This is a genomic window from Streptomyces sp. BPTC-684 (assembly GCF_030028635.1).
GTDB classification, from domain to species: Bacteria; Actinomycetota; Actinomycetes; order Streptomycetales; family Streptomycetaceae; genus Streptomyces; species Streptomyces noboritoensis.
Genome location: NZ_CP124863.1, coordinates 1,241,756 through 1,253,498, shown reverse-complemented (window position 1 = coordinate 1,253,498; position 11,743 = coordinate 1,241,756). Strand labels below are relative to the sequence as shown.

The 11,743-nt window shown below is 71.5% G+C and carries 8 protein-coding genes; all 8 read left to right on the top strand.

Going from position 1 to position 11,743, the window contains the following annotated elements:
* Nucleotides 1-27: 27 nt before the first annotated feature.
* The 8 genes from ligA (at nt 28) to QIY60_RS05490 (ending at nt 11,733) form a co-directional block, all read left to right on the top strand.
* Complete coding sequence (ligA, locus tag QIY60_RS05525; protein ID WP_283141410.1) at nt 28-2,220, top strand: NAD-dependent DNA ligase LigA; 2,193 nt, start codon at nt 28-30, stop codon at nt 2,218-2,220.
* Nucleotides 2,221-2,473: 253 nt separating this feature from the next.
* Nucleotides 2,474-4,591, top strand: coding sequence for a bifunctional diguanylate cyclase/phosphodiesterase (locus tag QIY60_RS05520; protein WP_283141409.1), 2,118 nt, complete (start codon nt 2,474-2,476; stop codon nt 4,589-4,591).
* 509 nt (nt 4,592-5,100) lie between these two features.
* The gene (gatC, locus tag QIY60_RS05515) at nt 5,101-5,397 is read left to right on the top strand and encodes an Asp-tRNA(Asn)/Glu-tRNA(Gln) amidotransferase subunit GatC (RefSeq protein WP_007266718.1); all 297 of its coding nucleotides are present in this window, start codon (nt 5,101-5,103) and stop codon (nt 5,395-5,397) included.
* Between the two features lie 4 nt (nt 5,398-5,401).
* Complete coding sequence (gene gatA, locus QIY60_RS05510; protein WP_190090975.1) at nt 5,402-6,895, top strand: Asp-tRNA(Asn)/Glu-tRNA(Gln) amidotransferase subunit GatA; 1,494 nt, start codon at nt 5,402-5,404, stop codon at nt 6,893-6,895.
* The gene (locus QIY60_RS05505; RefSeq protein ID WP_283141408.1) at nt 6,892-7,131 is read left to right on the top strand and encodes a hypothetical protein; all 240 of its coding nucleotides are present in this window, start codon (nt 6,892-6,894) and stop codon (nt 7,129-7,131) included. The genes gatA and QIY60_RS05505 overlap by 4 nt, the downstream gene beginning before the upstream one ends.
* A 15-nt stretch (nt 7,132-7,146) precedes the next feature.
* The gene (gene gatB / locus QIY60_RS05500) at nt 7,147-8,658 is read left to right on the top strand and encodes an Asp-tRNA(Asn)/Glu-tRNA(Gln) amidotransferase subunit GatB (RefSeq protein ID WP_283141407.1); all 1,512 of its coding nucleotides are present in this window, start codon (nt 7,147-7,149) and stop codon (nt 8,656-8,658) included.
* A 149-nt stretch (nt 8,659-8,807) separates the two neighbouring features.
* Complete coding sequence (locus tag QIY60_RS05495) at nt 8,808-9,320, top strand: hypothetical protein (RefSeq protein ID WP_283141406.1); 513 nt, start codon at nt 8,808-8,810, stop codon at nt 9,318-9,320.
* Nucleotides 9,321-9,525: 205 nt separating this feature from the next.
* Nucleotides 9,526-11,733, top strand: a complete 2,208-nt coding sequence (locus QIY60_RS05490) for an MMPL family transporter (RefSeq protein WP_283141405.1) — start codon at nt 9,526-9,528, stop codon at nt 11,731-11,733.
* The last annotated feature ends 10 nt before the right edge of the window (nt 11,734-11,743 follow it).

Sequence of the window (11,743 nt, the reverse complement as noted above, 5' to 3'; positions counted from 1 at the left end):
GAAGACGGGAAACGGGAGGACATGACAGTGGCTGGCGAACAGAACGACGTGGTGCCCGCGGACGCACGGGAGAAGCACGCGCTCCTCGCCGAGCAGGTCGAGGAGCACCGCTTCCGGTACTACGTGAAGGACCAGCCGGTCATCAGCGACGGCGAGTTCGACAAGCTGCTGCGCGGCCTGGAGGCCCTGGAGGAGGAGTATCCGGAGCTGCGCACGCCGGACTCGCCGACCCAGAAGGTCGCGGGGGCGTACGAGACGGACTTCGCCTCGGTGGAGCACCGCGAGCGGATGCTGTCGCTCGACAACGCCTTCGACGACGAGGAGCTGGCCGCCTGGGCCGAGCGCGTTGCCAAGGACGTCGGCACCGCCGAGTACCACTACCTGTGCGAGCTGAAGGTCGACGGCCTCGCGGTCAACCTGACGTACGAGCACGGGCGGCTGACCCGCGCCGCCACCCGCGGCGACGGCCGCACCGGTGAGGACATCACGCCCAACGTCCGCACGATCGCCGACATCCCCGACCGCCTCAAGGGCGACCGCGTCCCCGACCTGGTCGAGATCCGGGGCGAGGTCTACTTCCCGATGGAGGCCTTCGAGGGGCTGAACGCGCGTCTGGTGGAGGCGGGCGACAAGCCGTTCGCCAACCCGCGCAACGCGGCGGCCGGTTCGCTGCGCCAGAAGGACCCCAAGGTCACCGCCACCCGGCCGCTCCACATGGTGGTGCACGGCATCGGCGCGCGCGACGGCTTCACCATCGACTGCCTCTCGCACGCCTACGGCCTGCTGCGCGAGTGGGGCCTGCCCACCGCCCAGCACAACAAGGTGGCCGGCTCCCTGGACGAAGTGCGGGAGTTCATCGCGTACTTCGGGGAGAACCGCCACTCGGTGGAGCACGAGATCGACGGTGTCGTCGTCAAGCTCGACGAGATCCCCCTCCAGGGCCGCCTCGGCTCCACCGCGCGCGCCCCGCGCTGGGCGATCGCCTGGAAGTACGCGCCGGAGGAGGTCAACACCAAGCTGGTCAACATCCGCGTCGGCGTCGGCCGCACCGGCCGCGTCACGCCGTACGCGCAGGTGGAGCCGGTGACCGTGGCGGGCTCCGAGGTCGAGTTCGCCACCCTGCACAACCAGGACGTGGTCAAGGCCAAGGGCGTCCTCATCGGCGACACGGTGGTGCTGCGCAAGGCCGGTGACGTCATCCCGGAGATCCTGGGCCCCGTCACGGACCTGCGGGACGGCACCGAGCGGGAGTTCGTGATGCCCGCCGAGTGCCCCGAGTGCGGCACCGCGCTGCGGCCCATGAAGGAGGGCGACATCGACCTGCGCTGCCCCAACGCGCAGTCGTGTCCCGCCCAGTTGCGCGAGCGGCTGTTCTATCTGGCGGGCCGCAAGTGCCTGGACATCGAGAACTTCGGCTATGTCGCCGCCGCGGCCCTCACCAAGCCGCTGGAGCCGTCCGAGCCGCCGCTGCTCGACGAGGGCGACCTGTTCGACCTGACCATGGACCGGCTGCTGCCCATCAAGGCGTACGTCCTGGACCAGGACAGCGGGCTGCCCAAGCGCGACCCCAAGACCGGCGAGGAGAAGGTCGCCCTGGTCTTCGCCAACATGAACGGCGAGCCGCGCAAGAACGCGGTCTCGATGCTGGAGAACATCGCGGCCGCCAAGGAGCGCCCGCTGGCCCGGATCCTCACCGGTCTGTCGATCCGTCATGTCGGCCCGGTCGCCGCCGAGGCGCTGGCCCGCGAGTTCCGTTCCGTGGAGCGCATCGAACAGGCCACCGAGGAGGAGCTCGCGGCGGTCGAGGGCGTCGGCCCGACCATCGCGGCCTCCCTCAAGCAGTGGTTCGAGGAGGAGTGGCACCGCGAGATCCTCCGCAAGTGGAAGGCCGCGGGCGTCCGCATGGAGGAGGAGGGCTCCGGCGAGGACGAGGGCCCGCGTCCGCTGGAGGGGCTGACGGTCGTGGTGACCGGAACGCTGGCCCGCCACACCAGAGATGGCGCGAAAGAAGCGCTCCAGAGCCGTGGAGCCAAGGTCACCGGTTCCGTTTCCAAGAAGACGTCGTTCGTCGTCGTCGGGGACAGCCCTGGTTCGAAGTACGACAAGGCGATGCAGCTGAAGGTTCCGGTTCTCGACGAGGACGGGTTCGCTGTCCTGCTGGAACAGGGTCCCGAGGCTGCTCGCGCAGCGGCTGTGCCGAGCGCGGAAGAGGGGGAATAAGAGGAGTGGAAGGCTCCTCTCGGAGGGTCCGGGGTCACCCGTTCAGCGCATAGCAGACGGATCGTGGTGCCCAGGTCGCATTCGGGCAAGAGCTGTAGACCGCTGCCCGCCGGAGCCTTCCGCGGCCTACTGTTGTGATGAGCGCCAGTCGTGCACGGCTGAAACGGGGAGCTTGGGGGAGTTCCCGGTCGTGGTGGCATGACAAAGGGGCCATCGCGTGGCATCGGCACCGCCGGCTGTGAGAGGGACGGGAATGAAACCGACCGAGAGCGCCGCCCCGGCCGCACGGCTGCGCGGGTTCGCGGGATTCTCCTCCAGGCTGACCGCCGGCGTCCTCGGGACCGCCGCCCTCGCCCTGGCCGTGGGGTTCTACCGGGCCCTCGACACGGGCGACGCCCTCTTCCCCGGTTCCACCAGGGGCTGGGCGCTGGCCGTGCTCACCGGGATCATCGTGGGCCATCTGGTCGCGCTCGGGCGCGACCGCTGGTGGGGCGGCACCGGCTCCGGCGCCGCCCTCACCCTCGCCGTGCTGCTCCTGTACGGCTGGGTGCCGGCCGGGCTCGTCTCCATGGCGGTGGTGGTGCTGGTCGGCGCGGCCCGCCGGCACCGCTGGCGCCAGGGCGTGCTGCACGGCGCGGTCGACGTCCTCGGCATCGGCGCGGCCGCGCTGGTGCTCGCCCTGTTCGGCCACCATCCCAGCGTCCGCTCACCCTGGTGGCCCACCGACTGGACGGTCTCCTCGGCCCCGGTGGTGGTCCTGGCCGCCGGAACGTATCTGGTGGTCACCCGGATACTGCTCTGGTACGCGCTGGCGCCGCGCGGCGGCGGACTGCCCACGGTCGCCCGGACGGCCCTGCTGCGGCAGGGCCTCGTCGCGGTCGCCCTGCTCGGCATCGCCCCGCTGATCTGCGTGGTCGCGATGGCCCTGCCGGTCCTGCTGCCGCTGTTCGCGGTGCCGTTGATCGCCCTCGACTCCACCTTGTGGATCGCCCGCGCCCGCGCCGAGGAGCAGCTGCGCGACCCGCTCACCGGACTGCCCAACCGCCAGTGGCTCCTGGAGCGCACCTGGGCCGCCCTGGAGGAGGCCGAGGGCCCCGGCAACCGGGCCGCCCTCGTCCTGATCGACATGGACCGGTTCCGCTCGGTCAACGACACCCTCGGACACCTCGCCGGGGACCGGCTGCTCCTCCAGATAGCCGAACGGCTGCGGCTCGCCCTGCCGCGCGGCGCCGAGGCGGCCCGGCTCGGCGGCGACGAGTTCGCGGTGCTGCTGCCCGTGGCGGACTCCGCGACCAGCACCATGCGGATAGCCCGAGGCCTGGTCGCCGAGCTCTCCTCGCCGCTCGACCTCGACGGGCTCACCCTCGTCCTGGAGGCCAGCGCGGGCGTCGCCGTCTACCCCGACCACGCGCTGGACGCGGAAGGGCTGCTGCGCCGGGCGGACGTGGCGATGTACCAGGCGAAGCGGGACCGCACGGGCGTGGAGGTGTACGAGTCGAAGCGGGACTCCAACACCCCCGACCGGCTGGGCCTGTTGGGCGATCTGCGGCGCGCCCTCGACGCGGGCGACGTGGAGCTCCACTACCAGCCGAAGGTTCGCTTCGACGGCCAGGTGGCAGGCCTGGAGGCTCTGGTTCGGTGGGTGCACCCCGAGCGCGGCCGGGTCCCTCCCGACGAGTTCATCGCCATCGCGGAGTCCTCGGGGCTGATGCCGCACCTGACCGAGTACGTCCTGGAGACCGCGCTCGCCCAGGTCGCCCGGTGGCGGGCACAGGGGCTCACGGTCCCGGTCGCGGTGAACGTGTCGCCGCGCGACGTCCACACCCCGGGCTTCGCGGGCGCGGTGGCGGCCCGCCTCGCCCGGCACGGGGTCCCGGCGGGCGCCCTCCAGCTGGAGATAACCGAGCATGTGCTCCTGGAGGACCCGCAGCGGGCCGCCGACACCCTGGCGGGCCTGACCGGCCACGGCGTGAAGATGTCCCTGGACGACTTCGGCACCGGGTACTCGTCGCTGGTGCACCTGCGCCGGCTGCCCGTCAGCGAACTCAAGATCGACCGCTCCTTCGTGGCCCGGCTCGCCGTCGACAACGAGGACGCCGAGATCGTCCGCTGCACCCTCGACCTCGCCCACTCCCTCGGCCTGCTCGTCGTCGCCGAGGGCGTCGAGGACGACGAGACCTGGGAGCGGCTGCGCGACCTGGGGTGCGACGCCGTCCAGGGCTGGCTGGTCGCCGCCGCGATGCCGCCCGCCGAGGCCACCGCCTGGCTGCTCGCCCGTGGCTCGCGCGGCTGGCAGCGCCCCGCCGACCTGGAGGCGGCGGCCAAGTCCGCCGCCGCGGCCGAGGAGCCGTCGGGCACACCGGTCCAGTGACCCGGCGTGCCCGTCCCCGCGGTGCTCAGCCCGCGTGGACCGTGCCCGCGTACCGCTGGACGAACCGGGTGCCCGCGTCCGGCGTCACCGTAACGTCGTAGCGGCCCTTCAGGACACGGCAGGGGACACGGGGGGTCTGGTCCCCTCGGGCTGAGTTGGCTGGACAACTTCGCCCAGTCAGCCAGGACTTCCCTCACGTGACGTGAACGGGACATGACCGGCGGCCACAGATCCGGGGACGCGTCGGCGGGGCACGCGCGCGTGGCGGCGGCGACGGTGGAGGGGGCCGCGCGGCCGGTGATCGGGGGCCGCCGCACAAACCGTTTAGTCGAGTGGCGACCGGGCCCCATAGGATTGGGGCCTGTCGTCACATTCCCGCCTGCCCCGCGACACCTGGCACGCACGCTCGCACCAGGCGCCGCGGGGCCCGCCCTCCGGGCGGACGACGGGAATGTGACGACAGGCCCCGGCCCCAAACCACACACACCCGAACCCCTGAGGATCGCTGCATGCCTGGCATTACGCGCGAGGAGGTCGCCCACCTCGCCCGGCTGGCGCGTCTGGAGCTGAAGAGCGAAGAGCTGGACCACTTCGCCGGACAGCTCGACGACATCATCGGCGCGGTCGCCCGCGTCTCCGAGGTCGCCGACCAAGACGTACCCCCGACCTCCCACCCGCTGCCGCTGACCAACGTCATGCGCGCGGACGAGGTCCGTCCGTCGCTCACCCCCGAGCAGGCGCTCTCCGGCGCCCCGGCCCAGGAGCAGCAGCGTTTCAAGGTGCCGCAGATCCTGGGGGAGGACTAATCACATGACGGACATCATCAAGCTCACAGCCGCCGAGATCGCCGCGAAGATCGCGTCCGGCGAGCTCACGGCCGTCGAGGTCACCGAGGCCCACCTGGCCCGCATCGAGGCCGTCGACGAGAAGGTGCACGCCTTCCTGCACGTCGACCGCGAGGGCGCGCTGGCCCAGGCCCGTGCCGTCGACGCCAAGCGCGCGGCGGGCGAGAAGCTCGGCCCGCTGGCCGGCGTCCCGCTGGCGCTGAAGGACATCTTCACCACCGAGGGCATCCCGACCACGGTCGGCTCGAAGATCCTCGAAGGCTGGATCCCGCCGTACGACGCCACGCTCACCAAGCGTCTGAAGGCCGCCGACGTCGTCATCCTCGGCAAGACCAACATGGACGAGTTCGCCATGGGGTCCTCCACCGAGAACAGCGCGTACGGCCCGACCGGCAACCCGTGGGACCTCACCCGGATCCCCGGCGGCTCCGGCGGCGGCTCCTCCGCGGCGCTCGCGTCGTACGAGGCCCCGCTCGCCATCGGCACGGACACTGGCGGCTCCATCCGCCAGCCCGCCGCCGTCACCGGCACGGTCGGCGTCAAGCCGACCTACGGCGCGGTCTCCCGCTACGGCATGGTCGCCTTCTCGTCCTCCCTCGACCAGGGCGGGCCCTGCGCCCGTACGGTCCTGGACGCGGCGCTGCTGCACGAGGTCATCGCCGGGCACGACCCGCTCGACTCGACCTCCATCGACGCGCCGGTCCCGCCGGTCGTCGAGGCCGCCCGCAACGGCAGCGTCGAGGGCATGCGCGTCGGCGTCGTCAAGCAGTTCTCCGGCGAGGGCTACCAGGCCGGCGTCGTCCAGCGCTTCAACGAGTCGGTCGAGCTGCTCAAGTCGCTCGGCGCCGAGATCGTCGAGCTGGACTGCCCGTCCTTCGACCTGGCCCTGTCGGCGTACTACCTGATCGCGCCCTCGGAGTGCTCCTCCAACCTGGCCCGCTTCGACGCCATGCGCTACGGCCTGCGGGTCGGCGACGACGGCACGAAGTCCGCCGAGGACGTCACCGCGCTCACCCGCGAGGCGGGCTTCGGCGACGAGGTCAAGCGCCGGATCATCCTCGGCACGTACGCACTGAGCTCCGGCTACTACGACGCGTACTACGGCAGCGCCCAGAAGGTCCGCACGCTCATCACGCGGGACTTCGAGAAGGCCTTCGAGCAGGTCGACGTGATCGTCTCCCCGACGACCCCGACCACCGCCTTCCCGATCGGCGAGCGCGCCGACGACCCGATGGCGATGTACCTCGCGGACCTGTGCACCATCCCGACCAACATGGCGGGCAACGCCGCCATGTCGCTGCCCTGCGGCCTCGCGCCGGAGGACGGCCTGCCGGTCGGCCTGCAGATCATCGCCCCCGCCCTGAAGGACGACCGCCTGTACAAGGTGGGCGCCGCCGTCGAGGCCGCCTTCGTGGAAAAGTGGGGCCACCCGCTGCTCGAGGAGGCTCCGTCGCTGTGAGTGCACTGACCAAGGCCAAGGGCTTCAAGAAGTCCAAGACCGGTACGTATCTGTCGATGGGCACCACCGCGTTCGGCGCGCTGAGCGTGGCGAAGCAGGTCAAGAAGGCCCGCCTGGAGCACGACACGCTCAAGCTCGTCGACGCCGTCGTGTCCGCCGCCGCCATCGTCACCGGCCTCGCGATCCTGTACCGCGAGCTGAAGCGCCTCGGCGACGACGACGTCCTGCTGGGCTGAGAGGGAATTTCCACTGTGACTGTCACCGAACTGCTGTCGTACGAGGACGCCCTCGCGTCGTACGACCCCGTCATGGGCCTCGAGGTCCACGTCGAGCTCGGCACGAAGACCAAGATGTTCTGCGGGTGCTCCACCGAGCTGGGCGCCGAGCCCAACTCGCAGACCTGCCCCACCTGCCTCGGCCTGCCCGGCTCGCTCCCGGTCGTCAACGCGATCGGCGTCGAGTCGGCCGTCAAGATCGGCCTCGCGCTCAACTGCGAGATCGCCGAGTGGTGCCGCTTCGCCCGGAAGAACTACTTCTATCCGGACATGCCGAAGAACTTCCAGACCTCGCAGTACGACGAGCCGATCGCCTTCAACGGCTATCTGGACGTCCAGCTGGAGGACGGCGAGATCTTCCGCGTGGAGATCGAGCGCGCCCACATGGAGGAGGACACCGGCAAGTCGACGCACGTCGGCGGTGCCACCGGCCGCATCCACGGCGCCTCGCACTCGCTCCTGGACTACAACCGCGCGGGCATCCCGCTCATCGAGATCGTCACCAAGCCGATCGAGGGCGCGGGCGAGCGGGCCCCCGAGGTCGCCAAGGCGTACGTCGCCGAGCTGCGCGAGCTCATCAAGGCGCTCGGCGTCTCCGAGGCCCGGATGGACAAGGGCCAGATGCGCTGCGACGTGAACCTGTCGCTGCGCCCGAACGGGACCGAGAAGTTCGGCACCCGCAGCGAGACGAAGAACGTCAACTCGCTGCGCTCGGTCGAGCGCGCGGCCCGCTTCGAGATCCAGCGCCACGCGGCGGTGCTCTCGTCCGGCGGCACGATCGTGCAGGAGACCCGTCACTTCCACGAGGACGACGGCTCCACCACCTCCGGCCGCATCAAGGACAACGCCGAGGACTACCGGTACTTCCCGGAGCCCGACCTCGTCCCGGTCGCCCCGGCCCGCGAGTGGGTCGAGGAGCTCCGCAAGGGGCTGCCCGAGCTGCCCCGGGTGCGCCGCAACCGGCTCCGCGAGGAGTGGGGCGTCTCCGAGCACGACATGCAGTCGATCCTCAACGCGGGCGCGGTCGACCCGATCGTCGCCACCATCGAGGCGGGCGCGGACGCCGCGGCCGCCCGCAAGTGGTGGATGGGCGAGCTGGCGCGCAACGCCAACGAGCAGGGCAAGGCCCTGGACGAGCTGCCCATCACCCCGGCCCAGGTGGCCCGCCTCGCGGCGCTTGTGGCCTCCGGCGACCTCAACGACAAGCTGGCGCGCCAGGTCATCGAGGGCGTCCTCGCGGGCGAGGGCGACCCGGACGCGGTCGTCGAGAAGCGCGGTCTGAAGGTCGTCTCGGACGAGGGCGCGCTGGGCGCGGCCGTCGACGAGGCCATCGCGGGCAACGCGGCCATCGCGGACAAGATCCGCGGCGGCAAGGTGCAGGCCGTCGGCGCCCTGGTCGGCGCGGTCATGAAGACCACCCGCGGCCAGGCGGACGCGGCCCGCGTCAAGGAGCTCATCCTGGAGAAGCTGGGCGTCAGCGAGGGCTGATCCCCGGCGGCTTCCTCACGTACGTAGTACGTGTACGAGTCGGCCCCCGCATCCATGCGATGCGGGGGCCGAGTCATATGCCACGGTGGCGCGGAATCAAACCCTCCTGCCGGGTGACCTCGTTCCGGAACGTCTATAGGGTGCCGAGCGTGGACGGGCGAGAAGCGGTGAGAGTGCTCGGGCGCCGGACGGCGCTGCGGTATCTGGCGCTGGGGACGGCGGCCAGTGCCGTGTCCGCGTGCACCGGCGCGGGCGCGGCGGAGGGGCCGCGCAAGCAGGCGCTGAAGGCGTTCGTGAAGGGCGAGTGGGCCTACCGCTCGAACCAGAACCACCAGGGCGTCCTGACGGTCAATCCCGATGGTCACTGGTCTGTCACTCAATGGGGTGGAATGTCCGGTCAGTGGATGCTTGACGGCGCCGTCCTCTCGGTGAGCACCGACGCCCCCACGGGCGACGCCGAGTCCGAGGACCAGGAAGCCTTCACGCTGACGAGCATGCCGGAGAAGGTCTCCCGGTCGTTCTCCGAGCTCTTCACGCTCTCCGGCGGCTGGTCGAGCATCGGCACCGCCGTCGAGGCCGGCTACAGCAAGGGCGTGCTGACCCTCGCCTTCCGGGGCGACGGCGCCGAGGACCTGCTCGTCACCTGCGCCCGCCGCAAGTGACGGAAGGCGTCCTTGGGGCTCCTGTCCGCATGGGCCCGGGACCCTCCCTGTGCCCGTCCTGTGAGTAACCCCACGAAACGGGCAAACGATCACTATTCGCTGTCAGAGTTGCAGCGCGTAGAGGTCATGCGTTCTTTGCGGGCTGTTCAAGCCGTACCGGCTGTTCCCGGGCAAAGACCCACGAACCATCCAGGGAGCACATTCGTTGGCAGCCATCGCACGGTGGTGCATCAGGCACCGCCTCGTCGCCGTCCTGCTCTGGCTCCTCGCGTTCGGCGGCGCCACGGCCGCCACCGCCGTCGCCGGCTCCGCGTACTCCAACGACTACGAAGTCCCCGGCACCGAGTCCGGCCGCGCCACCGCCCTGCTCGACGCCGGATTCCACGGCGGCCGCGGCGGCGACACCGACACGGTCGTCTGGCGCACCGACAACGGATCCGTACGCGCCCCCGACGTGCAGCAGCGCATGTCCAAGGCCCTCGGCACGGTCGCGAAGCTCCCCGGCGTGGCCTCCGTGACCGGCCCGTACGGCCGCGACGGCGGTGCGCAGATCAGCGCGGACGGCCGCACGGCCTACGCCTCCGTGACCTTCGACCGGGCCGCCGACGACATCCCCGAGGCCCAGGCGCGGGCCGTCGTCGACACCGCGAAGGCCGCCTCCGCGGACGGCCTCCAGGTCGCGGTCGGCGGCAGCGCCGCCGCGCTCACCGAGACCAGCTCCGCGCACCTCAGCGAGATCGTCGGCGTGGTCGTCGCGGCCGTCGTCCTCTTCCTCGCCTTCGGCTCGCTCGCCGCCAGCATCCTGCCCATCGTCACCGCGGTGATCTCCGTCGGCACCGCGTACGCCGGCATAGGGCTGCTCGGCCACGCCATGACCGTCGCCGACTTCGCGCCCATGCTCGGCCTGCTCATCGGCCTCGGCGTCGGCATCGACTACGCCCTGTTCATCGTCACCCGGCACCGCCGCGGCCTGCGTCAGGGGCTCTCCGTCGACGAGGCCGCGACCCGGGCCGTGGCGACGACCGGGCGGGCGGTGGTCTTCGCGGGCGCGACCGTCTGCATCGCGCTGCTCGGCATGCTCATCCTGCGGCTCGGCTTCCTCAACGGGGTCGCCGTCGCGGCCTCGCTGACCGTCGTCCTCACCGTCGCCGCGTCCGTGACGCTGCTGCCCGCGCTGCTCTCCCTCATCGGGACGCGGGCGCTCAGCCGCCGCGAGCGGCGCCGGCTCGCCGAGCACGGGCCGCAGCCGGAGCCGCCCACCGGCTTCGCCGCCCGCTGGTCCGCCTTCGTCGAGCGCCGCCCCAAGCTGCTCGGCGCGGTCGCCGCCGTGGTGATGCTGGTGCTCGCCCTGCCCACGCTCTCGCTCCACCTGGGCACCTCCGACCAGGGCAACAACCCGGCGAAGTCCACCACCCGCACCGCCTACGACCTGCTCGCCGACGGATTCGGGCCCGGCGTCAACGGGCCGCTCACCCTCGCCGCGAAGCTCGACGGCGCCGACGACCGGCTCGCCATGGAGCGGCTGCCCGGCGTGCTGCGGTCGAGCCAGGGCGTCGCCTCGGTGAGCCCGGTGACGTACAACGCCAGCGGTGACACGGCCGTCCTCACCGTGGTGCCGGACTCGGCGCCGCAGTCCCAGGACACCAGCGCCCTCGTCGACCGGCTGCGCCACGAGGTGCTGCCGGGCGCCGAGAAGGGCACCTCGCTCGACGTCCACGTGGGCGGGGTGACCGCGAGCTACGACGACTTCGCGGGAGTGATCATCGGGAAGCTGCCGCTCTTCGTCGGTGTGGTGATCACCCTCGGCTGCGTCCTGCTGCTCCTCGCCTTCCGCTCGATCGGCATCCCGCTCAAGGCCGCCGCGATGAACGTGGCGGCGGTGGCCTCCGCGTTCGGGATCGTCGTCGCCGTCTTCCAGTGGGGGTGGGGGAGCGAGCTGCTGGGCCTCGGCCGCTCCGGCCCGATCGAGCCGTTCCTTCCCGTGATCATGGTCTCGGTGCTCTTCGGGCTCTCCATGGACTACCAGGTGTTCCTGGTCAGCCGGATGTACGAGGAGTGGCTGGAGACCGGCGACAACCGGCGGGCGGTCCGGGTCGGCCTCGCCGAGACCAGCCGGGTGATCAACTCGGCCGCCGTGATCATGATTTCGGTCTTCCTGGCGTTCGTGCTCAGCGGCGAGCGGGTGATCGCGATGTTCGGCATCGCCCTCGCGGCGGCCGTCGCGCTCGACGCGTTCGTCCTGCGCACCCTGCTCGTACCGGCCCTGATGCACATGCTCGGCGGCGCCAACTGGTGGCTGCCCGGCTGGCTGGACCGGCGGCTTCCGCGGATCAGCATCGAACCGCCCGAGTGCCGTCGTGCGACGATACCGGTGCAGCGCGCGAGCGAGCCGGTGGACGAGCTCGTGAGCTAGCCGTACGGGA